Genomic DNA, 20,934 nt, shown 5'->3' on the forward strand with positions numbered 1-20,934 from the left:
CGCCGCCCCGGAAACTCATCGGCCGTGCCCGCCACGACCGGCGTCGCCCCGCGCCCCCTCCTCGGGGGACACGGGACGACGCGCGGTGGGGGGAACCCGGGTGGTGACCGTGGGGGCCCGGGCCGGTGGTTCGGGTCAGCCGCCCTGGGTGGCCGACGAGTTCGGGGGAACGGTCAGGGTGGCGCCGTCCGAGAACGTCACCGTCTGCTCGCTGTCACCGAAGTTGTGCGCGGTGTAGGTGGTCGTGGATCCGTCGGAGAACGCCGCGGCCGTCGGGCTGTCGGCGGTCACCGAGGTGTCCGGCGCCCCTACCGCGTCCAGCGTGTATATCCAGTGGTAGACGTGCGCCCAGGACTCGCCGGCCTCCGGATCGCCGCTGCCGCCGCCGTCACCGTCGTAGGCCGCGCGGGCCGCCGCCGGGTCGGCGAGCGCCTGGAACTCCCAGAGGATGTCCTTCCACTCCACCGGCGGACCGCCGTTCTCCTCGACCATCTCCTCCAGGTTGCGGACGATGGCCTCCTTGTCCTGGGCGAGGTGGAGCGAGCCACCGGTCACCGGCAGGACGTTGATGCCGTGGATCTCCTCGGGGTTGCCCGTCCACCAGGTGGAGTGGGCGCCGCCGTTGCCCCAGACCATGCCGAGGGTGTTGTGCTCGTAGTCGGCCGGGAAGTTGGTCTCGTCGGCGTCGAACCAGTACTGCCGGATCGCCTCGGACTCGGTGGTCAGCAGGTAGACCCCGAGGTCGCGCAGCTCGGTGTCACCGGTCGCCGAACCCCAGAGGATCAGTCCCGCGGAGAGATTGACCGACTCGGAGGACGACTCCTGGTTGTTGCCCGCGGCGAACCCCTGGTGACCGGCGGCCCAGCTGTGGCCCGCGTACACGTCGAAGCCGCGCAGGAACGGGTAGCGGTCGTCGTCGCGCGCCGGGTTGGCCGCGTCGCCTATCAGCTCCTCCACCATGCCGCCCCAGGCGGACTCGGCGGCCCACTCCGGGTCGTACTGGGCGACGACGGCCGCCGCGTAGACGAAGTAGGAGTAGTGGAAGTGGTGGTCGTTCAGCTCCTGGTCGCTGCCGTAGGAGGCCGGGTAGCCGGTGAGCGTGCGCCACTCCGAGTCGTAGGCGAACTCGGCGGCGCCGCCCGCCGTGAACCACTCCTCGAAGCCGGCCTTCATCGCGTCGACGAGGGTGTCCCTGGCGGCGGTCTCGCCTATCTGGTCGGCTATCCCGACCACCTGGGCGAGGCGGCCGAACTGCTTGCCGCTCCAGTAGGTGTCGCCGAACTCGATGGCGGCGTCGGCCGCCACCTCGTTGACCATCGCGGCGAGCTGGGCCTGGTCGGGACCGCCGCTCTCGGGCAGCGTCGGCAGGACACCGACCACGTCCTGGGTGGTGGTGAACGAGGCGCCGTCGCGCACCCGCATCACGCCGCGCGGCGAGGCGTACTCGTAGTCGGTCAGCTCGTCACCTGTGTGCTGCCACTGGTGCGGGTAGAGGGCCTGGACGGTGCCGGTCTCCTCCCCCTCCTTGGCCTCGGTCTCCAACGTGTAGGTCGCGCTCATCCGCCCGCCGGCCTCGTCGTAGGACCAGTCGACGGTGGAGCCGGTGACGAAGCTGTACGCGTACTGGGCGTAGAGGTCGAGCGCCCCCTGGTCGGGCAGCACGGCGACGGAGTAGTAGTCGCCGCCGCCCAGGTCGGAGCTGATGGTCTCACCGGAGACCGTCCAGCCGCTGCCGCCGGGAGCGAACAGCGCGTAGTCGCGGCCGTTGACCGTGACGCCGAGGGTGCTGCCGTCGTCGGCGAAGACCTCGGGGGTCGCGCCCGCGGTGATCTCGGCGGCGCCGCCGGTGCCCTCGGCGTAGACGAAGGGGCTGCCGTGGCCGATGGTGGCGCGGAAGGTGCGGCTGTCGTCCTCCCAGTAAGGGGTGACGGTCCAGTCGGACCAGCCGTCGGCCTTGGTGTCCGGGGAGTCGAGCCCTGCGAGCCCGAGGGTCAGGTCGGCGACGTGGGGGTAGTTGTAGCCGGCGCCGTCCACGGTGGCCTGTGTCTGGTAGCCCACCTCAAGGCCGCCCGCCACCGCCTGGTAGCTCAGCGGGTGCCCGTACATGGGCTGGGAGTGGGGGATGTCCGCGTACCGCTTGAACACCAGCGAGGACCACCAGTCGTTGGTGGGCACGGGCTGGTCGGCGACGGCGTCGGTCACCTGGGGAAGAACGGGGTTCCCGTCGGCGTCCGAGGGGCCGACCGCCCCTTCGGGCCTGGTGTCGGAGTAACTACCGCTGCCGACCGGCACCTCGGCCGCGGTCGCCGACCCCGGAATCAGGGTGAGCCCGGCGACCGCCGTGGCCGCGGCCGTCAGGGCCAGGGCGAGGCGTCGGGGATGAGTGAGTGGGCGCATGAAAGGTCGTACCTCGCAACCCGTGGGGGAAAGGTGGCTGAGAGCGCTCTCTTTGTGCGCTCGAACCTAGAGACCTGCAAAATTTGTGTCAATGGATGGACAGGAAACCGGAACCTGAGCCGCCGTTCTCGCCCGGCGCACACCGACTCCCGGCGCGGCGGCCGGAGTTGGAGCCTCAGGGAGGACGAGCGGTGTTCCATGCCCACACCCAACCACCCGCCACTGACAGTCACGACCCTCGCACGCCCTCACGCCCCCCTCACCGGCTGAAACGGTCACCAGTTCGACCCTGCCGAAGAGATTGTGACCAAGAGTGACCACCTCCGAACAACCCCTTCCCTGACCGTCGGACGCGGCCATACCGTGACTCTCGGTCACGAAAGTGTTCCTCCGGTGAAGGAGATGGGCATGTGGTGGAGATGGCGAGCGGGCAGGGTCGCGAAGGCGGCGACAGCCGGGCGAGGGCGTGGCCGGCGGGCCCGGGGAGTGCCGTCGCTTTCCCGGCGCAGCGCCAGGGCCCGGCCCCCGTCGGGTGACGGGGGCCGGGCCCTGGCGAGGTTCTTCGGCCGCGGGGGGCGTCGGTCGCCTGTGTCAGTAGGCGCTGTCGACGTTGTCCATGGAGCCGTAGCGGTCGGCGGCGTAGTTGGCGGCGGCGGTGATGTTGGCGACGGGGTCGTAGATGTTCTCGCTGGTGCCGTCGACGTGGTACTGGTCGAAGGTGGGGTCGATGACCTGGAGCAGGCCCTTGGAGGGGATGTCCTGTTCGGCGTTGGTGTCCCAGAGGTTGATGGTCAGGGGGTCACCGGCGGACTCCCGCATCAGGTTGCGGTGGATGCCCTCGTAGGTGCCGGGGATGCCTTCCTCGTCCATGATCTCCAGGGCCTCGTTGATCCAGCCCTCGATGTCCTCGTCGGTGGCGGGTTCGGGCTTGGGCTGCTCAGCCTTGTCGATCACGACCAGCGAGCCGTCGTCCCCGTACTCCTCACCCCGGCCGGTGTCGGCGGTGAAGCCGTCCGCACGCCCGTCCGTCACACCCGCCTCAGGCGCCTGGGGCTCCTCGGGCTCCTCGGGGGCCTGGGGCTCCTTGGCCGGGGCGTCGCCCTCCGGGGCCCCGCTGTCCGGGGTGCCACTGTCGGGGGCGAGAGTGCCGGTGGTGGGGGTGTAGGCGGTGGGGGAGGTGGTCTGCTCGGCGGTGGCGACCACGCCCGCGTGGGTGTCCTCGGCGTGGGCGGTGGCGGCGAAGGGGAGCGTCAGGGCCGTGGCGCCGACGGTCACGAGGCCGGCGATCACGACCGGACGGGTCATGGTCCGGTGGGTGCCGTGGGTGCTGGCGGTCATGAAGCTGCCTCCAAGCAAGAGGGGGGATGGTGCCGTGCGAGCGCCGCTTCCGACTGCGCGACGAACCCCAACATGCACGCCGCTCCACCCCCCACGCAAGGCCCTGACCTGCGAAAACACCCCCACCGCGTGGGACTTTCGACCCCGCCCACACCCCCCGCACCCCACCCCGAAACCACCCCCACCCACCCACGAACACCCCTCGTAGAGGACCAACGACCTGTGCCACCCCTCACACCCCCACACCTCCCACCCCCACCGGGAGTGCACGAGCGACCACGAGGCGACACCGGATTCCCACTCCGTGTGACGCTCCGCTCTCACGCGGGAATCGACGTCGGCCCGCCGGGAAGCCCCGCCGAGGGAAAGGGGATCCTTGACCCGCTCATGCCATCCTCGGGAGTATGGCGCGACCCCCACACAGGAGTTGCGTCATGCAGAGGCTCTCACGTGGCAGGCGGACCGCCCTCGCCACGACCGTTCTCACCGTCTCGCTGGCCCTCGCGTTCGGCGCGCAGGCCAGCGCCGTCCCGGACGCGGCCGAGTCCGGGACCACCACCGCGACCTTCCGGCAGTACGAGGTCGGGGACGTCGCCACCACCGACCAGCGCACCGAGCTGGCCCGCACCGGCACCGCGATCGACGAGGTGCGTGATGCCTCCGTCGTGATCACCGCCGACGAGCGGCAGGCGGACGAGCTGACCGGCCTGGGCTACTCGTTGACCGCGCTCACCGGGCCCGCCCAGCGAGACGTCAGCGCTGCCGCGCCGGAGGACTACCACACCTACGACGAGGTGGTCGCCGCCGTCGCCGAGGCGGAGGAGGCCCACCCGGACCTGGTGAGCAGCCAGGTCATCGGCCAGTCCGACGAGGGACGCGACATCATCGCGGTGAAGGTCAGCGCCAACGTCGACACCGACGAGGACGAGCCGGAGGTGCTGTTCACCCACAACCAGCACGCCCGCGAGCACCTGACCGCCGAGATGGCGCTCTACACCCTCGGCGAGCTGACCACCCAGTACGGCGGCGACTCCGAGGTCACCGAGCTTCTCGACAGCCGCGAGGTGTGGCTGATCCCCTCGGTCAACCCGGACGGCAAGGTCTACGACCAGGAGTCCGGCGAGTTCCAGATGTGGCGCAAGAACCGCCAGGCCAACGAGGGCTCGTCGTCCATCGGCACCGACCTCAACCGCAACTGGGCCTACGAGTGGGGCTGCTGCGGCGGATCGTCCGACTCCCCCGGCGGCGAGACCTATCGCGGCTCCGGCCCGGAGTCGGGCACCGAGACCCAGGTCGTCGCCGACTTCGTGCGCGACCGCGTCGTCGACGGCGAGCAGCAGATCACGGCGCACATCGACTTCCACACCTACAGCGAGCTGGTGCTGTGGCCGTACGGCTACACCTACGACGAGACCGGCCCCGGCCTGACCGAGGACGACGCCGCCGCGTTCGAGGCGTTGGGCACGGCGATGGCCGAGACCAACGGCTACACCGCGCAGCAGTCCAGCGACCTCTACATCACCGACGGCGGCATCAACGACTGGGCCTGGGCGGACCAGGGCATCTTCTCGTTCACCTTCGAGATGTACCCGACGTCCCAGGCCGGCGGCGGGTTCTACCCGCCCGGTGACGTGATCGACCGGGAGACCAGCCGGAACCGGGAAGCCGTGCTCACGCTGCTCAGCTACGCGGACTGCGCCTACCGGGCCGCCGGCCTGGAGGGCGAGTACTGCGCCTCCTGACCCGAAAGAGCCCCCACTACTGCGCACCACCCCGTGGCCGGCCGCGCGACAACGCGGCCGGCCACGGCCGTTCACCCCCGAACCCCGGCGCGGCGCGGAAGCGGAGCGCCGCGGGACGCCCCCTCCCCGGCGCGGCAGCGGGGCCGGCGCGCGTCCCGTTCCCCGGAAGCGGAAGGGAATTGATCGGAAACTCCTTCCGGCCACGGCGGTCCGTGTCCGGGAAACTCGCCACCTGCGGAAACCCGGGGTTTCGGAATAAGGAACCCGACGCCACTCGGCCATCGTCGACAAATCTCCCGGGAGAATCGCGAACCGACTTCCCACACGCGGCATTCACCACATGCCCCACCCCTCCCCTGAAAGCCCGAAGAACGCCGAAGAACGCCGAGGAACGCCCGAGCCGGCCGGACAGCCCCAGGGAGGGCACCGCGCGGCAGCCGGCCGTCCCCCGGTCATTCCGGGAAAGCGCGCCGCCTCGAAGAACACCTCCGCCTGATCCCCCCACCGCCGCACCCGGGCCCGCGACCCGCCTCTACTCCCCTGTTCAGAGCGTCGAGAGGGCGGGGAGGAGAGAGCGAGGGGCGGAAGGCCGCATCACACACGGCACGTGACCCATGTCTCGCACTCCGTACGGATAGATTCACCCCCATTCCGCGTCGGGCAATCGCCGGAAGACACCCCGAACTCCTCGTTCCCCGCGCGCCTTCCGTCGCCCGCCCCGCCGTCCCACCTCGGGAAACGCCACCCCGCCGAAGCGCCGCGAAGGCGCCGCCCGCCACCCCGCGCCCGCTCACCCTCCGCCACCGTATGGAGACGCAGAACTCACCCCGCAGAACGCCCGCGTTTCCCTCACCAATCAATCGCATCCGTCGGCCGCCGACACGTTCGCCCCTTGAACACCCGGTTCCCGGAGAGCTATTAGGGTGAGAAACGCAAACGAGCCCCAATCATGGGAGTTGAAGACTGTCGTGCGTTTCCCCACACGCAAGCAGACGGCGCTCGTCGCCGCCACGCTGGTCGCGTCATTCGCCGTTGCGGCCCAGGCCGTCGGCGTGCCCGGCGGTGGCGACGACGCGCCCCAGAGCCCCGAGCCCGACATGGCGGCGGTACGGGCCGCGCTGACCGAGTCGACCGAGCTGGGAGCGCCGGGAGCCATGGCGCGCTTCGACGGCCCGGACGGCTCGCTGTCCGAGACGGTCGGCGAGCGGGAGGCCGGCACCGGCCAGCAGATGGACACCGACGCGCAGTTCCGCATCGGCAGTGTGAGCAAGACCTTCTCCGCCGTCGCGCTGCTCCAGCTCGTCGAGGAGGGCGCCGTCGAGCTGGACGTGCCCGTGAACGAGATCCTGCCGGGGCTGCTGCCGGACGACTCGATCACCGTGCGCCACCTGCTGACCCACCGCAGCGGCCTCTACGACTACAGCAACGACATGTTCGCGGAGACCGTCCCCGGGTTCGAGGCGACCCGCGACGAGGTCTACCCGCTCCAGGAGCTGGTCGACCTGTCGACCGCGCAGCCGCTGACGGTCGAGCCGGGCTCCGCGTACGCCTACTCCAACGCCAACTTCGTGGTCGTCGGGATGCTCATCGAGCACCTCACCGGCCAGCCCCTCGCGGACGCCTACCAGGAGCGGATCATCGACCCGCTCGGCCTGGAGAACACCGCGTACGTGCACCCGGACACCGCCATGCCGGGCGACCACATCGACGGTCACCTCACCCCGGACGAGGCCGGCGAGCCGCTGGTGGACTCCACCGAGCAGACCGTGTCGTGGGCCCAGTCGGCCGGTGCGGTGATCTCGAACCCGACCGACCTGAACACGTTCACGAGCGCGCTTCTCGGCGGCGAACTGCTGGGCGACGAGCAGCTCGCGGCGATGACCGACGTGCAGCCGACCGACGACACCGGCACCAAGCACTACGGCCTCGGCCTGCGGCGCTACGACCTGTCGTGCGAGGTGTCCGTCTACGGGCACACCGGCACCGTGCAGGGTTACTACACCTACGCGTTCACCACCGAGGACGGTGAGCGCAGCCTCGCGGCGACCGCCAACACCTCGAACAACGGCGACGTCAACACGGCGCTCGGCGACTCCCTGGAGGCCGCCTTCTGCGGCGCCGACGCCGCCGAGCAGCGGACCGCCTCCGTCGAGGACGACAACGAGCGCTTCGTCGCCCCGGCCGAGCCGGACCTGCCCGAGGGCCTCCAGCGCGACTGAGCGCCCACGGCCCCGAGTTGATCGACGGCCCGCCACCCACCCCGGGCGGCGGGCCGTCGTTCCGCCCGCCGCCCCGCCCCCCTTACCCATGCGACCGAGAGAGCACCACCGCGGCTCGGCCGACGAACGACGCGCCCCCGCCCCAACCCGCTGACGGCGAGGAGCGATTCATCCGTCGTCGAATACGCTGGCCAGCGCCTCATCGATCTCACGAAACGCGTGCAAGACCTCGTCGAGGCACGTGGCAGCCGCATCGGAGAATTCGGCCATCTTCCCGATTCCGTACTCCCACTCGTCCCCGAAGTCATCCATCCGCTGTTCGAGCCGATCCACGCCCATGTCGGAACCGTTCACGTCGGCCATCGCCCGGCAGGGCTGCTCCAATAGCTGGGCGATATTGCGAATGTTGTCGCGGTTGGTGCTCAACATCTCATAGTCCAGGTACAAGTCACACGTACTCATAGCACTCAACTCAATCTCTTGTGGGCGACGTTCCCTATTGAACAGAGGGGCGGCATCAGCCTATGGAATCCGCGGACACGAGTGCCTCCTGCTCGGAAAAACAGAGACTCCGCAGCACCCTCACCAGCAATGGCATATACCGCTCCCAATGTCCCGCGACCGGAGTGGTGAACGTGAGGACGAGCATCTGGCGATCTGCAACCATGGAGTGCTCTGGAACGGGGACATACGCCTGCAGCTCCGCGAAAGGCACATCGGAAGGCTGCATGTCACGCATCCGAAGTATCCGAGGACCAGTCACGATAGCTGCCGGCTGGCCACAAGGTAGTGGATAAACGTTGCCAGACCATTGCGAGCCGCGCGAGGCGACCAGGGACTGCAGCGCGCCCTCAGCAGCCACGCGCGCGTCCGCCCCATAGTCCAGCCTCTGGACAGCAACCGTGAGAACGGCCAGTGAAAGCTCTTCTTCTAGATACCCAATACCGCTCCCGCGTAGATCACTCCTACCTGTTCCAAGGCAAGCGAACATCCCCTGATTTCATTGAGGAGCGCTCTTTCTCTTTCGATGTTGCCATCCGAGTATGCGCGAACGTTTTCGGCGGCGAAGGCATAGGCACTCTCCTTGCTCATCCCGATGGGCAAGCTAGAAAACCACTGCGGTATATCGAAACCGGCAAACATCAGGCCTTCTAATCCTCGTAGCTCCAAAATATGCGCTGCGCTTCGTACTGCTCGATCACGGACAGATGCCGCGCTTCGGCAGCGTCCCGACCTCTTTGCGTCAATGGAGCTGCCGCCAACAGTAGGAAAGCAAAGGCGACAGTCAACAAAGCAATCGGCCAGAAAGCGACAGCAAAAAATACTGTCATCGCCAAAACCAGCGACTCGGCGAGTGCGAAGCGCAAGCGGGCAGACATCAGACTGTGGCGGGTAATCAGAAAGAGCTTGAGCCGATGCTTTCCCGCCTCCTGGGGAGAAATAGCCCCGGGAGGTGCGCTCGGCGGAACGGCTGTTGCCCACCAGGCGCCGTTCACTCCGTAGTGATAGCGCGTCCAAGCAGCGCGCCTCCGAGATTCCTCGCTGTCATCCCGAGTAAACTGCAACTGGGTCGGACCGTGCCCCAGACTCGCGCCGTAACCAGTCAGGTCATACCCCATCTCGTACCCCATGGCGACAGCCAGATCGGCATGCGAGTAGAGAGCCACCTCAACTCGTTCCGCCCCGTTGAAGTCTGGGACATAATCCTTGTTGGCCATCCGCTCGTCTCCGTCCTGATGAAACCTCGGTGGATACGGAGCCCTCATTTCCCACGCATCGCTTACCTCCGCATCGTCCAGCTTCCCCCGCTTCCTCGGCAAATCCGCACTACGCAAAACCACAACCGCGATAGCGTTTCCGAGTCGACACGACAGTTCGATCCGTCAGGCGGGCCGCCCCACGACTGGCTGACGCCAAGCGGCGTCAAAGCGACCGAGGAGCTCACTCCCCTGAAACTGCCCCCATTCAATGGGTTCGGGTGGCGCGAAATTTTCAAGCACTGAATGATCTTCAAGCAACCCAAACACACTGTCTGCGGTACCAATATTCCCCAGGCTCGACATCACCGGAGTTCGGGTCAGCGCATGAGCCGCTCGGCCGAACAAACCCAACACTGGTATCACACCAAGAGAATCCTGCACAAAAGACCGGAATGGAACATCGGCCCCACCCAGCGCAGCGGCTCCGTGAAACGCCAATGCGCCTGCGGCGAATCCGGTGGCGACGGCTGTGAGCCCGGCAGCCGTCGCCATTCCGATCGGACCAGTGGCCAAGAGCGCCAGGGCACCCACGGCCGCGACGGTGCTGATAAACGACAGCATGTCGCCGACGATGCCGAGAGTCTTGGCATTCTCCACGATCCACTCGCCAACGGCCGAGGCGATCTCTCCCACCGCGTCGACGATGCCGGATGCCGCATCCACCAACGCGCTGCCAAGACGAGAGAAGAAGCCCGGCTCGTTCGGGGCCATCGCCATGGCACGGGCTATCCGCTCGGCGATGGCCCTTGCTCTATATAGCTCTCCCGTAGCCACTCAGCCTGCTGGCGCACTGCGTCCAGCTGTCTCTGCAACTGCGGACGGTTCTCCAGGAGCTCCAGTCGTTCCTGACGGGCTCGCTCGGCCTCCTCCTCGTCCTGCCCGCCGTCGCGACCGACCAGTTCGTCCCAAGTCGGTGCCGGCGGCAGCGCATCCAACGAGTCTTGGAACCTCTGCGCCCGATCTTCCAGAGCCATGGCAGCACGCTGCTGCCCGGGCACGAACTCAGCCCACTCCTCAAGGGCTTGCGCCGCCAGGAGAAACGATTCGTGCGCCTGTTCGACTTTGGGCTTGAAGTCATCATCGAACCGTTCACGGAAGGCTTCTGCGGACTGCCCGCGCCACTGCCCCCGGCCCCTTCCCCGCAGGAGATCGACGATGTCGCCCAGCGCAGTGGTGGTGCCCCTGACCTGCTCGGCCACATGGTCCATGGCGCCCTGTTTCCCGGGGCAGGGCACGAACCCCAACGCCCGGTACTGTCCAGCCTGTTCCGCGTCCGGCTCCACCGGTACCGAGGGCCACAATGTCACTCGAACCCCCCGAAACCGCAGCGCTCCGTGAACGAAAAATAAGCCATGTGCCCCCCTACGACTCGCCGGGACGACTCACGGCACTGCCCTTACCGCCGAGCCCCCCGACCACCGGTCACGAACGCCCCTCGGCCGAGCCCGATCGAACGCTCCGGGCGCCGGACACGTTTGGTGACACGCGCACAGCAGAGAGGCAGCGCCCAGTATTACCAATGAACCACCCGATGTCACCACCGGGTAGGCGCACGATTACTCGCCAATGGTCTACTCCCGGTCGCTCGGACGCCGCTGGGTGAGTGGGCCTACCCCACCTCTACCGCTCGGAGCAGGAACGGCGTGATGCTTCCCCCGGCTGGCTGCACACCTAGCGATCACCACCACGGGCGACGGCGGCGGCGCCGCGGCCGTCGCCCGTGGTGGCGACGGGCGGCCCGCGCGCGCCTCAACGCCGCCGGTCGGCGGGTGAACGGGGCGCTCCGGCGGGATAGATGAGCTGTCAACGATCTCGTTACACTCCCCCCATGAACGCAACGCCTCGCTGGCTCACCCCGGAGCAGAAGGCCGCTTGGGACAGTTTCATCCGCATGCAGGAGACACTCATCGGACGGCTCACCCGCCAACTCCACGTCGACTCCCGCATGTCCGCCTCGGACTTCATCGTGTTGGCCAGCCTCACGGAGAGGGGCGGCGGGCGGATGCGGTTTCTGGATCTGGCCAAGTCGGTGGAGTGGGAGAAGAGTCGGATGTCCCACCAGGTGGGGCGGATGGCGAAACGGGGACTGGTGGCCAGGGAGGAGTGCCCCGACGACGGGCGCGGCTGGTTCATCGTGGCCACCCCGGCCGGCTACCGGGCGATCGAGGAGGCCGCGCCCATGCATGTCGCGCACGTCCGCCGGCTGTTCGTCGAGGCCCTCTCCCCCGAGGAGTTGGACACCCTCGCCCGGATCTCCCAACGCGTCCTTACCCACATGGAGCAGCAGCCCGACTGACCTCCCGCCGCCTCGCGCGTCGGTGTCGTGGCCCCGCGACGCCCAGAATGTTGATGCGTCAACCGGATGGGGCTAGTGTGGACGGACCCACACCCGCCCGGCCCAGGGAGAAGACATGACCGTCGAGGTGAAGGACGCGCCCGCCGCGAAGCGGTACGAGGCCAGGGTCGACGGCGAGGCCGAGGTCGCGGGCTACGCCGCGTACCTGCGCACGACGGAACTGATCGCGTTCCTCCACACCGAGGTCGCGCCGGAGTACGAGGGGCGCGGCGTCGGCTCCGCGCTGGCCCGGGCCGCGCTGGACGAGGCGCGCGCCGCGGACCTGCGGGTGCTGGCGACCTGCCCGTTCTTCGCGGCGTGGATCGCCCGCCACCCCGAGTACGAGGACCTGCTGTACCAGTCCCGCAGCAAGGTCAGCGACTGAGAAGCCGAACGAGCCGGTAAGGGGGCCGACATGAGCGGCGGACCCGAGAAGAAGAGCTACGAGGGGCGCGCGATCACGGTCACCTTCGAGGCCGCGCGCTGTCTGCACGCCGCCGAGTGCGTCGGCGGCCTGCCCGAGGTGTTCGACACCGGCAGGCGCCCGTGGATCGCGCCGGACCGCGCCGACGCCGACCGCCTGGCCGAGGTCGTGCGGCGCTGCCCCAGGGGCGCGCTGCACTACGAACTCGCCGACGGCGGCAAGGAGATCCCGGAGCGCCCCACGCGGATCACCCGCAGCCCCAACGGGCAGCTGACCGTGCGCGGCGAGCAGAGCGTGCAGACGGCGGACGGCCCGCGCACCGAGACCAGGGCCGTGCTGTGCGGCTGCGCGCTGAGTCGCCGGCAGCCGTACTGCGACCACTCGGGGCCCTGCGGGCGGTGACCGCGGGGCCCCCGGGGGCAACTCCTGCGAGCTGACACGGCGTTCGACGCCGTGGCCGTTCCCCAGAAGCCCTACCGGTCCGGTACCGCGGTGCGGAACGCCTCCAGCCCGTCGGACATCCCGAGGCGGTGCCGCGTGCGGTGAGTCCTTCGCGGCGAACGGGAACAGCTCGCGCGCGGCCGGAGCGCGGTCCCGGTGTCGCGCCGCGCCTGGTCGGCCCGGTCATCGGGACCGGCGCGGCCGACCGCCCAACGGAAGGGCCATCACGTTCGGACGACCCCGTCGGTGACGGGCCGCGCCGGCCGTCGTCCGGGAGCACACCGGTCAGCGACGGGCGGCACCCGACGCCGAGGACGGCCGACGCGGCCTTCACGTCACCTCAACCGAGCTCGGCTCAACTCAGCTCACTCAGCTCACTCAGCTCAGCCGCGGCCACTGGCCAGGAGCTGCGTCTCCCACTCGAAGGCCACACCCGAGGCGCCGCCGTGCTGCGCCTGGATGCCGATGACGTCCTGCAGGGTCTCCTCCCTGGCCCAGTCGCGCTGCCACTCGGCCATCACGGCCAGCCAGGTGATCGGCACGATGCCCGCCTGGACCATGCGCCGGACGGCCATGTCGTGGGTCTCGGCGGAGGCACCGCCCGAGGCGTCGGTGACGACGTGGACGTCGAAGCCCTCGCCCGCCGCCTGGATGGCCGGCATCGCCACACAGACCTCGGTCCAGAGACCGGCGATGATCAGCTTCTTTCGCCCCGTCGCCTTGACGGCGTCCACGACGCGCGGATCCTGCCAGGTGTTGATGAGGGTCCTGTTGATCGGCTTCTGGTCCGGGAACACGTCCTGTATCCCCTTGATGAGGAGGCCGCCGCGCTCCTCCAGAACGGTCGTCAGAATCGTCGGCACGCCGTACGCCTTGGCGGCCTTGGCCAACGCGACGGAGTTGTTGACCACCATGGTCGGTTCGTGACTGTTCAAGTTCGCGAACTGGAAGGGCTGGTGATCGATCAGCACGACGACGCTTTCCTCGGGCGTCAGCAGTGCGTCGAGTCCGGCCTTCTTGCCAGTGCTCATGGGGTTCCCCTTCTGGGACTTCGCAGCTTCGCGTCCAACGGGTCCAGACGGCATACCGGTTCCTCGACGCCACGGCGGGCCGCACACGGGCCGGCCGGCTGACGCCCCACCATCTGGTTGACGCGTCACCTACGCTAGGTTCCTAGTAGTTGACGTGTCAACCAGCCTCGGACGCGCCGCCCGGGAACGCCGGAACGCCGCACGCCGGAACGCCGACGACGACCGAGGAGCGGGCGTCCCGAGCGGGCACCCGGGGTTTAGTTGACGTTTCAATGACCTGAATCTAACCTAGGTGATACATCAACCAGGCAGGGGCTTCGGGAGAGCGAGCGCCCTCCGCGGCCGGGACACCGGCCCCCAGAAGCCCACGCAGGTGTGACGCGTCAACCGGACGGGAGAAGGCCGATGTCGACGAACGCCCCGCAGGAGAGCCCGGCGCGGGACTCGCGGCAGGACTCGCGGCAGGACTCGCACCGGGGCGACGCCTCGCGTGTCGAGTTCGGCATCGACAGCTTCGGCGACCGGCCCCGGGACGACCGGGGCGAGGTCCTCTCGCACGCGGCGGCGATCCGCGCCGCGGTGACCGAGGCGGTCCTGGCCGACCAGGTCGGCATCGACGTGGTCGCGTTGGGCGAGCACCACCGGCCCGAGTACGCGATCTCCAGCCCGGAGACGGTGCTCGCGGGCATCGCGACCGCCACCGAGCGCATCCGGCTCGCCTCGGGCGTGACGGTGCTCTCCTCGGACGACCCCGTGCGCGTGTTCCAGCGGTTCGCCACGGTCGACGCGCTCTCCCGCGGTCGCGCCGAAGTGATCCTCGGCCGCGGCTCGTTCACCGAGTCGTTCCCGCTGTTCGGCTACGACCTCAAGGACTACGAGGTCCTGTTCGACGAGAAGATCGACCTGTTCCACCGGCTCCTGGACGAGAAGCCGGTGACCTGGGAGGGCACCACCCGCCCCGCCCTGCACGAGGCGGACCTGTTCCCGAAGACCGAGTCGGGGCGCCTCGACACCTGGGTGGGGGTGGGCGGTTCGCCGCAGTCCGTGATCCGCACGGCGCACTACGGGTTCCGGCTCATGCTCGCCGTCATCGGCGGCGCCCCCGACCGGTTCGCCCCCTACGTGGACCTGTACCGGCGCGCGAACGAGCGGGGCGGCACCACGGCGCGGCCGGTCGGCCTGCACTCCCCCGGCTTCGTCGCGCCGACCGACGAGGAGGCCAAGGAGCTGTTCTACCCCGGGTACCGGGAGATCCGCGACCGGATCGGCGCGCTGCGCGGCTGGCCGCCGCTCCGCCGCGAGGAGTTCGAGGCCGAGGTGGAACGCGGCTCGCTGTACGTCGGTTCGGTCGAGACGGTGGCGGCCAGGATCGCCCACGCGATCAGGGTGCTGGAGGCGGGCCGGTTCGACATGGTCTACTCCGCCGCCGGCACCGTCGCGGCCTCCGCACGGCTGCGTTCGGTCGAGCTGTACGGCACCCGGGTCATCCCCCGGGTCCGCGAACTCCTCGCCGAGCGCCCCACGTTGACGACGGGAACGGCACGATGACCGCCCCCGTCACCACCGTCGGAATCCTGGGGGCCGGAAAGGTCGGCACGGTCCTGGCCCGGCTGGCCGTCGGCGCCGGCTACCGGGTCCTGGTCTCCGGGTCGGGCGACCCCGCGAGAATCGCGCTGACCACCGAGGTGCTCACCCCCGGGGCGACCCCCGTGTGGCCGGCCCGCGCCGCGGAGGCCGCCGACGCGGTGATCCTCGCCCTCCCCCTCGGCAGGCACCGCGAGCTGCCGGTTCCGGAGCTGGCGGGCAGGCTCGTCGTCGACGCGATGAACCACTGGTGGGAGGTCGACGGTCCCCGGGAGCGGATCCTCCCGCCCGACGTCTCGTCGAGCGAGGCCGTGCGCCGGTTCCTGACGGGCGCACGCGTCGTCAAGGCCCTCAACCACATGGGCTACCACGACGTTGAGGGCGGGGCCCGTCCCGCGGGCCACCCGGAGCGCAGGGCGATCGCGGTCGCCGGTGACGCGGCCGAGGACGTCGCGGTCGTCTCGGAGTTGGTCGACACGCTCGGGTTCGACCCGCTCGTCGTGGGCGATCTGGCGGCGGGCGTCCTGCTCGAACCCGGGGCCCCCGCGTTCGGGGCCAACGTCGGCATCGACCGGCTTCGCGCGCTCACCCGTCCCCCCGCCCCGACCGACGACACCGCCGCCGCCGCACGCCAGGCAACACCCTCCTTGTCCTAGAACCCTGTCCCGGACCCCGGTCCCGGACACCCTCCCCCGCTCGTTCTCCCGCTCGTTCTCCCGCTCGTTCTCCCGAAAGGAAGGCCCGATGGCCCAGGGGTTGACCGACCACACCGGCGCGCCCGTGACGGTCCGGCTGGAACTCGACGGCCCGATCAGCGCCTACACCGTGCGAGTCGACGACGGCCCCCCGGTGGGCAGGGCCGAGTTCGTCGACTCCCCCGACACAGCCGCGGAGCGGATCTTCTTCCACACCGAGGTAGACGGGGAGTTCGGCGGGCGCGGTCTGGCGAGGCTGCTGGTGCGTGAGGCGCTGGAGGACAGCAGGAGGAGGAAGCTCACCGTCGTGCCCGTGTGTCCGGTGTTCGCCCGGCACCTGAGGAGGCACGGTGACGAGTACGTCGCGAGCGGCGGCGTGTTCCGCCGGGCGACGCGGGACGATCTGGCGCTGATCGCCCGGACGACCCGGGGCTGACGGCCGGTCTTCCGGGCGGCGGCCCGGTGCCCGCGCCGGCGGGCGCGCGAGGCGCCCGCCCAGGATGGCCCGCCCATCCAGGAGGCTCGCCCATCCAGCAGGAGAAGGAGAACCCATGCGGTCGGTCATCCCCGACTATCTGACCGAGGCGCTCGGAGACGTGGTGTCGGACACGTCGGGCGAGCCGGCGGGGTACATCCCCGAACTCGCCGCGGCCGACCCCGAACGCCTCGGCGCGGCCTTCGCCACCGTCCAGGGCGAGGTCTACGGTGCGGGTGACATCGACACCGAGTTCACCATCCAGTCGATCTCCAAGCCCTTCGCGTACGCCCTCGCGCTCGCCGACCGGGGGTTCGACCCCGTGCTCGCCAAGGTCGGGGTCGAACCGTCGGGAGAGGCGTTCAACCAGATCTCCCTCGAAGGCGACACCGGACGCCCGCTCAACCCCATGATCAACGCCGGCGCGATCACCACCCACACGCTGGTCGGCTCGGACGACCTCAAGCCGGCGGAGCGCGTGGAGCGCGTGATCGACGGCCTCTCGGCCTTCGCCGGCCGCCCGCTGCGGACCGACGAGGCGGTGTGCGTCTCGGAGATGGAGCACGCGCACCGCAACCTCGCCATCGCCCACATGCTCCGCGGCCACGACATCCTCACCGAGGACCCGAGGACCGTCGTCGACGGCTACACCCGGCAGTGTTCCGTGCGCGTCACCGCCCGCGACCTGGCCATGATGGCCGCGACGCTGGCCAACCGCGGGGTGAACCCGCTCTCGGGCGAGCGGGTGGTCCCCGAGCCGGTGGTGCGCCAGGTGTTGAGCGTCATGTTCACGTGCGGGATGTACGACGCGGCCGGGGACTGGGCGACGCAGGTCGGCATCCCCGCGAAGAGCGGCGTGGCGGGCGGCCTGATCGGCGCGCTCCCCGGCCAGATCGGCATCGCCACCTTCTCGCCGCGGCTGGACCGCCACGGCAACAGCGTGCGCGGAGTCTCCCTGTTCGAACGGTTCTCGTCCGACATGGGGCTGCATCTGATGGGGACTCCGGCCGCCGCGCGCGCGGTGGTGCGTTCCCACCACGTGGTCGGCGGCGGCGGTCCGGACGCGCTGCGGGTCCTCGAACTCCAGGGCGGGATCGGCTTCGCCGGAGCCGAGAGGATCGTGCGGGAGGTCGTGGACTCCGCTCCCGAAGAGGTCAGGGTGGCCGTGGACCTCACGTGGGTCTACTCGATCGACGACGTGGCACGGCGCATGGTCCTGGAGGTCGCGCGCCGGCTCACGCTGGACGGCCACGAGGTCTACCTCGTCGACCCGGAGTCGCTGCTGCCCGACCCCGACCCCGGTGACGGAGGCCGGGTCACCGTCGTGGACACCGTGACCGAGGCGCTGCCCGGGCCGCACGCCGCGCCCGGCGACCGGAACCGGCCCCGGGAGTACGGGGCTTGACCCGCGCGGCGCCTCACCGCCCCGCACGGACGAGGCGAACGCCACACATGTGCGACTTCCTCACGGAGTGACGGCACGATGGCCAGGGCGCGACAACCGCGCGGAAGACTGCGGACGGCAGGCCGTCCCGGCGAGAGGGGAAACACGATGCGTCCGTATCTGGACAAGGTCATGCCCGAGGCGTGGCGGGCCGCGACAGCGTTCTCGTCCGCGATCCGCGAGGCGGCGCTGAAGCGCGGACTGACCGCGCAGGAGGTCGAGTTCGTCATGCTGCGGTCGTCGCAGCTCAACGCCTGCGCCTACTGCCTCGACCTCCACGCGCGCGAGGCGAGAAAGGCCGGGATACCGCAGCAGAGACTGGACCTGCTGCCGGCCTGGCGGGAGACGTCGGTGTTCGACGAACGGCAACGGGCGGTGCTCGCGGTGGCCGAGGCGGCCACGTCGCTGCCCCTCACCGAGGAGGCGGAGGCCGACCTCTCGGGCGCGCGGTCGGTCCTCGGCGAGGAGGCGTTCGTCGCCGCCGAGTGGGTGGCGGTCACCATCAACGCCTTCAACCGCGTCTCCATACTCAGCCAGCACCTGGTGCATCCCCGCGACGCGGAGGGGAAGATCGTCCGATGAGCAACCTGGAGACCGACCCGCGGCCGGCGGTGCTCGACCACGGGGAGCCGTGCACCGCCGTGGAAGTCCTCACCCCTCGCCTGGTGCCGCTCGGCGGCGTGCGGGCGATCTCCGTGCACCGGACCCTCCCGCAGCGGCGGAGGTCGTTGGTCGGATCGTGGTGCTTCCTGGACCACTTCGGCCCCGACGACGTCGAGACGACCGGCGGGATGCGGATGCCGCGGCATCCGCACACCGGGCTCGCGACGGTGTCCTGGCTGTTCGAAGGGCACGTCGAGCATCTCGACTCCGGCGGCAACGCGGCCCCGGTCGTGCCCGGCGAACTCAACCTGATGATCGCGGGCCGCGGCATCACCCACCAGGAACTCAGCGCCCCCCGGACCAGCACCCTGCACGGCGTCCAACTCTGGTACGCGCTGCCGGAGGAGACGCGTTTCGGCGAGAACGCGTTCGTGCACCACGTTCCGGAGCCGGTGACGCTTCCGGGCGTCACGGCGCGCGTGTTCATCGGCGCGCTCCTCGGCTCGGTCTCCCCCGTCGACACGCGGACACCCGACCTGCTCGGCGCCGAACTGGTCCTCGCCCCCGGCGCCTCGGTCCGGCTCCCGGTGCGGGCCGACTTCGAGCACGCCGTCCTCGCGGAGAACGGCCCGGTCACGGTGAACTCGTCCGCTGTCGACCACCGTTCGCTCGCCTACGTTCCCGTCGGCTCCGACACGTTGGAGATCACCGCGGGCGACGAGGAGGTCCGCGTCATCCTGCTGGGCGGCGTCCCGCTCGGGGAGCGGATCGTCATGTGGTGGAACTTCGTCGGGCGCGACCACGACGAGATCGTCGAGTACCGGCGCCGCTACCAGGCCGAGCTGGGCTTCGAACCCGCCGACCCGCTCGACGCCGGCAAGCCCGCGCTGTTCGGCGAGTTCCCCCCCGACCAGCTGCCGCCGCTGCCGGCCCCGCCCCTGCCGAACTCCAGGATGGTCCCGCGCACCTGACCCACGCCCCTCACGACGCGGCGGCGGAAGCCCGGGGACGGTCCCGAGCGGCGGGGCGCCCCCGGTTCCCCGCTCCCCCTCGACGGGGCCGTGTCAGCCGAACCCGCCGCCTCCCTCCCTTCCGTCGTAGCTCCAGAACACCCGCTGCCGCTCGAACTCCTCCAGCGTCCGCCGGAACTCCGCTTCCCTCCGCGCCCGCCAGCGCGGCCCCCAGAGCATCGTCGCGCCGCCCAGCAGAGCGATTCCCAGGCAGACCACCGCACCGGGCCACGCCGTGAGGAGAAACCAGACGCCGGCCGCTGCCGCCACCGCGACGAGGGCGCCGGCCGCCCTCAAGTACCGCCCGATCGGCCGCTGTTGGTACAGGTAGAGCCCGAACCGCGCCTCCGCCGCCCGCATCGGCGAGATCGCGTGCGGCGAGGGCCCGGGGGTCGCGGTCGCCCACCAGGCCCCGTTGATGCCGTAGTGGTAACGCGTCCAGGCCGCACGCCGCCGCGCCGACTCGCCGTCGTCCCGGACGAAGGTGAACGCGCTGATGCCGGTCTGCGGCCTGATCCGGTGCGCGGTCAGCACATACCCCAGCTCGTGGGCGATGGCCATCACCGGGATGACGCGTCCCTGCGTCACCACCTCGACCTCGGGAGATCCGTCGAAGAGGGCGACTGTCCGCTGGTCTCGCACGCGTGGCTCCCGTCGGGTGCGGCTGACGCGGTCGGAGTGGCGTCGCGGGTGTCGAGCCCCGCGCCGTTGTCAACGTTCCGGCTTCGGGGCGGGCCGGCCGGGCGGGGCGTATCTGGCGAGCATGGTCTGGACGGCCTGTTCGACGGCGTCATCGATCTCGGAGGCCGTGGGGTTCCAGTCGGTGAGCAGCATACGGGGCCACAGAACGTAGTTGGCGATCATGCCGAGGAACTGGTTCGCGGCGCTCACCGCGTCCGGGACATCGGCGTTGCCGGCCTCGTGCTCGGATTCCAGGTACTGCCGCACGGAGGTGAAGTAGGGCAGCTTGCCGAGCTGGAACTGCATCCGCCCCAGTTCGGGGAAGCGAGGCAGCTCGGCGATGACGATGCGGAACAGGGCCGTCATGCCGGGCTGGTCGACCAGGTCGGCGTAGCGGCGGCCGATGCTTGTCAGTCCGGAGCGCAGATCCCCGGTCCCCGGCCGCGCGGCGGCATCGCCGGCATCGCCGGCATCGCGCTGCCAGGACTCGGTGACGATGGCCTCGAAGAGGGCCGCCTTGGTGGGGAAGCGCTTGAAGAGGGTGGACTTCGAGACCCCGGCTGCTTCGGCGATCCGGGCCAGCGAGGTGCCGTCGTAGCCGCGCTCCAGGAACAGTTCCGTGGCCGCGGTGGTGATCGCCTCACGTTTCTGCTGGGCGAGCCTGCGGTGGTGTGCGGAGAGCTCTGCTGCCATGCGCACAGTATGACGCAGACCCGAGGCGAGTCACTTGACTCGCCTCCACGATCCCGCCTACA

General features: G+C 70.0%; 22 protein-coding genes. 11 read left to right on the top strand and 11 right to left on the bottom strand.

All coding sequences use genetic code 11. The features are described 5' to 3' along the window. Positions 1-135: 135 nt before the first annotated feature. Complete coding sequence (locus FH715_RS01470) at positions 136-2,397, bottom strand: glycosyl hydrolase (RefSeq protein WP_139640131.1); 2,262 nt, start codon at positions 2,395-2,397, stop codon at positions 136-138. A 591-nt stretch (positions 2,398-2,988) separates the two neighbouring features. Next, positions 2,989-3,735 carry a transglycosylase SLT domain-containing protein gene (locus FH715_RS01475; protein WP_139640132.1) on the bottom strand — a complete coding sequence of 249 codons (747 nt, stop codon included), beginning with the start codon at positions 3,733-3,735 and terminating at the stop codon, positions 2,989-2,991. Between the two features lie 434 nt (positions 3,736-4,169). On the opposite strand from FH715_RS01475, the gene FH715_RS01480 reads away from it, so the two are divergent. Then, positions 4,170-5,477: a M14 family metallopeptidase gene (locus FH715_RS01480; RefSeq protein ID WP_139640133.1), complete on the top strand. Its 1,308-nt coding sequence runs from the start codon at positions 4,170-4,172 to the stop codon at positions 5,475-5,477. 968 nt (positions 5,478-6,445) lie between these two features. After that, positions 6,446-7,696, top strand: a complete 1,251-nt coding sequence (locus FH715_RS01485) for a serine hydrolase domain-containing protein (protein ID WP_139640134.1) — start codon at positions 6,446-6,448, stop codon at positions 7,694-7,696. A 168-nt stretch (positions 7,697-7,864) separates the two neighbouring features. Here the strand turns inward: FH715_RS01485 and FH715_RS01490 are convergent, their stop codons facing one another. The 6 genes from FH715_RS01490 to FH715_RS01515 form a co-directional block, all read right to left on the bottom strand. Continuing rightward, on the bottom strand, positions 7,865-8,125 hold the full coding sequence (locus FH715_RS01490; protein ID WP_246108478.1) for a hypothetical protein: 261 nt from the start codon (positions 8,123-8,125) through the stop codon (positions 7,865-7,867). Between the two features lie 88 nt (positions 8,126-8,213). After that, positions 8,214-8,435, bottom strand: coding sequence for a hypothetical protein (locus FH715_RS01495; protein ID WP_139640136.1), 222 nt, complete (start codon positions 8,433-8,435; stop codon positions 8,214-8,216). A gap of 191 nt (positions 8,436-8,626) precedes the next feature. Further along, a complete protein-coding gene (locus tag FH715_RS01500; RefSeq protein WP_139640137.1) occupies positions 8,627-8,839 on the bottom strand; it encodes a hypothetical protein in 213 nt (70 codons plus the stop codon). An 8-nt stretch (positions 8,840-8,847) separates the two neighbouring features. Beyond that, on the bottom strand, positions 8,848-9,414 hold the full coding sequence (locus FH715_RS01505; protein WP_139640138.1) for a hypothetical protein: 567 nt from the start codon (positions 9,412-9,414) through the stop codon (positions 8,848-8,850). A 165-nt stretch (positions 9,415-9,579) separates the two neighbouring features. Continuing rightward, complete coding sequence (locus FH715_RS01510; RefSeq protein WP_139640139.1) at positions 9,580-10,173, bottom strand: hypothetical protein; 594 nt, start codon at positions 10,171-10,173, stop codon at positions 9,580-9,582. A gap of 8 nt (positions 10,174-10,181) precedes the next feature. Further along, the gene (locus FH715_RS01515) at positions 10,182-10,763 is read right to left on the bottom strand and encodes a putative T7SS-secreted protein (RefSeq protein ID WP_342782148.1); all 582 of its coding nucleotides are present in this window, start codon (positions 10,761-10,763) and stop codon (positions 10,182-10,184) included. 521 nt (positions 10,764-11,284) lie between these two features. Between FH715_RS01515 and FH715_RS01520 the strand changes: the two genes are divergently transcribed. From FH715_RS01520 to FH715_RS01530, 3 genes are all read left to right on the top strand, one after another. Beyond that, complete coding sequence (locus FH715_RS01520; RefSeq protein WP_139640141.1) at positions 11,285-11,752, top strand: MarR family winged helix-turn-helix transcriptional regulator; 468 nt, start codon at positions 11,285-11,287, stop codon at positions 11,750-11,752. Positions 11,753-11,867: 115 nt separating this feature from the next. Then, positions 11,868-12,176, top strand: a complete 309-nt coding sequence (locus FH715_RS01525) for a GNAT family N-acetyltransferase (protein ID WP_139640142.1) — start codon at positions 11,868-11,870, stop codon at positions 12,174-12,176. Positions 12,177-12,206: 30 nt separating this feature from the next. Then, entirely contained in the window at positions 12,207-12,617 is a 411-nt protein-coding gene (locus FH715_RS01530) for a (4Fe-4S)-binding protein (protein WP_139640143.1), read from the top strand. A 422-nt stretch (positions 12,618-13,039) separates the two neighbouring features. On the opposite strand, the gene FH715_RS01535 is transcribed toward FH715_RS01530, so the two are convergent. After that, the gene (locus tag FH715_RS01535) at positions 13,040-13,687 is read right to left on the bottom strand and encodes a hydrolase (RefSeq protein WP_139640144.1); all 648 of its coding nucleotides are present in this window, start codon (positions 13,685-13,687) and stop codon (positions 13,040-13,042) included. A gap of 405 nt (positions 13,688-14,092) precedes the next feature. On the opposite strand from FH715_RS01535, the gene FH715_RS01540 reads away from it, so the two are divergent. The 6 genes from FH715_RS01540 (at position 14,093) to FH715_RS01565 (ending at position 19,459) form a co-directional block, all read left to right on the top strand. Next, positions 14,093-15,235 carry an LLM class flavin-dependent oxidoreductase gene (locus FH715_RS01540; protein ID WP_139640145.1) on the top strand — a complete coding sequence of 381 codons (1,143 nt, stop codon included), beginning with the start codon at positions 14,093-14,095 and terminating at the stop codon, positions 15,233-15,235. Continuing rightward, a complete protein-coding gene (locus FH715_RS01545; protein ID WP_139640146.1) occupies positions 15,232-15,927 on the top strand; it encodes an NADPH-dependent F420 reductase in 696 nt (231 codons plus the stop codon). Before FH715_RS01540 ends, FH715_RS01545 begins: the two co-directional genes overlap by 4 nt. 88 nt (positions 15,928-16,015) lie before the next feature. Further along, entirely contained in the window at positions 16,016-16,402 is a 387-nt protein-coding gene (locus FH715_RS01550) for a GNAT family N-acetyltransferase (protein ID WP_139640147.1), read from the top strand. A 115-nt stretch (positions 16,403-16,517) separates the two neighbouring features. Continuing rightward, positions 16,518-17,846 (top strand): glutaminase, encoded by a 1,329-nt coding sequence (locus tag FH715_RS01555; RefSeq protein ID WP_139640148.1) that lies wholly within the window; start codon positions 16,518-16,520, stop codon positions 17,844-17,846. 147 nt (positions 17,847-17,993) lie between these two features. Then, positions 17,994-18,467, top strand: coding sequence for a carboxymuconolactone decarboxylase family protein (locus FH715_RS01560; RefSeq protein ID WP_139640149.1), 474 nt, complete (start codon positions 17,994-17,996; stop codon positions 18,465-18,467). After that, positions 18,464-19,459: a pirin family protein gene (locus FH715_RS01565; RefSeq protein ID WP_139640150.1), complete on the top strand. Its 996-nt coding sequence runs from the start codon at positions 18,464-18,466 to the stop codon at positions 19,457-19,459. The genes FH715_RS01560 and FH715_RS01565 overlap by 4 nt, the downstream gene beginning before the upstream one ends. A 93-nt stretch (positions 19,460-19,552) precedes the next feature. On the opposite strand, the gene FH715_RS01570 is transcribed toward FH715_RS01565, so the two are convergent. Both FH715_RS01570 and FH715_RS01575 read right to left on the bottom strand, forming a co-directional pair. Beyond that, entirely contained in the window at positions 19,553-20,140 is a 588-nt protein-coding gene (locus tag FH715_RS01570) for a hypothetical protein (protein WP_139640151.1), read from the bottom strand. Between the two features lie 69 nt (positions 20,141-20,209). Next, positions 20,210-20,872, bottom strand: a complete 663-nt coding sequence (locus FH715_RS01575; protein WP_139640152.1) for a TetR/AcrR family transcriptional regulator — start codon at positions 20,870-20,872, stop codon at positions 20,210-20,212. Positions 20,873-20,934 lie beyond the last annotated feature (62 nt).

The organism is Streptomyces sedi, from assembly GCF_006335015.1.
In the GTDB taxonomy this organism is placed as follows: domain Bacteria; phylum Actinomycetota; class Actinomycetes; order Streptomycetales; family Streptomycetaceae; genus Streptomyces; species Streptomyces sedi.

Bases quoted from the DNA above. Each gene is read 5' to 3' on its own strand.
- FH715_RS01470 (WP_139640131.1), bottom strand. From the start codon at position 2,397: ATGCGCCCACTCACTCATCCCCGACGCCTCGCCCTGGCCCTGACGGCC.
- FH715_RS01475 (WP_139640132.1), bottom strand. From the start codon at position 3,735: ATGACCGCCAGCACCCACGGCACCCACCGGACCATGACCCGTCCGGTC.
- FH715_RS01480 (WP_139640133.1), top strand. From the start codon at position 4,170: ATGCAGAGGCTCTCACGTGGCAGGCGGACCGCCCTCGCCACGACCGTT.
- FH715_RS01490 (WP_246108478.1), bottom strand. From the start codon at position 8,125: ATGTTGAGCACCAACCGCGACAACATTCGCAATATCGCCCAGCTATTG.
- FH715_RS01495 (WP_139640136.1), bottom strand. From the start codon at position 8,435: ATGCGTGACATGCAGCCTTCCGATGTGCCTTTCGCGGAGCTGCAGGCG.
- FH715_RS01500 (WP_139640137.1), bottom strand. From the start codon at position 8,839: ATGTTTGCCGGTTTCGATATACCGCAGTGGTTTTCTAGCTTGCCCATC.
- FH715_RS01505 (WP_139640138.1), bottom strand. From the start codon at position 9,414: ATGGCCAACAAGGATTATGTCCCAGACTTCAACGGGGCGGAACGAGTT.
- FH715_RS01510 (WP_139640139.1), bottom strand. From the start codon at position 10,173: ATGGCGATGGCCCCGAACGAGCCGGGCTTCTTCTCTCGTCTTGGCAGC.
- FH715_RS01520 (WP_139640141.1), top strand. From the start codon at position 11,285: ATGAACGCAACGCCTCGCTGGCTCACCCCGGAGCAGAAGGCCGCTTGG.
- FH715_RS01525 (WP_139640142.1), top strand. From the start codon at position 11,868: ATGACCGTCGAGGTGAAGGACGCGCCCGCCGCGAAGCGGTACGAGGCC.
- FH715_RS01530 (WP_139640143.1), top strand. From the start codon at position 12,207: ATGAGCGGCGGACCCGAGAAGAAGAGCTACGAGGGGCGCGCGATCACG.
- FH715_RS01535 (WP_139640144.1), bottom strand. From the start codon at position 13,687: ATGAGCACTGGCAAGAAGGCCGGACTCGACGCACTGCTGACGCCCGAG.
- FH715_RS01540 (WP_139640145.1), top strand. From the start codon at position 14,093: ATGTCGACGAACGCCCCGCAGGAGAGCCCGGCGCGGGACTCGCGGCAG.
- FH715_RS01545 (WP_139640146.1), top strand. From the start codon at position 15,232: ATGACCGCCCCCGTCACCACCGTCGGAATCCTGGGGGCCGGAAAGGTC.
- FH715_RS01550 (WP_139640147.1), top strand. From the start codon at position 16,016: ATGGCCCAGGGGTTGACCGACCACACCGGCGCGCCCGTGACGGTCCGG.
- FH715_RS01555 (WP_139640148.1), top strand. From the start codon at position 16,518: ATGCGGTCGGTCATCCCCGACTATCTGACCGAGGCGCTCGGAGACGTG.
- FH715_RS01560 (WP_139640149.1), top strand. From the start codon at position 17,994: ATGCGTCCGTATCTGGACAAGGTCATGCCCGAGGCGTGGCGGGCCGCG.
- FH715_RS01565 (WP_139640150.1), top strand. From the start codon at position 18,464: ATGAGCAACCTGGAGACCGACCCGCGGCCGGCGGTGCTCGACCACGGG.
- FH715_RS01575 (WP_139640152.1), bottom strand. From the start codon at position 20,872: ATGGCAGCAGAGCTCTCCGCACACCACCGCAGGCTCGCCCAGCAGAAA.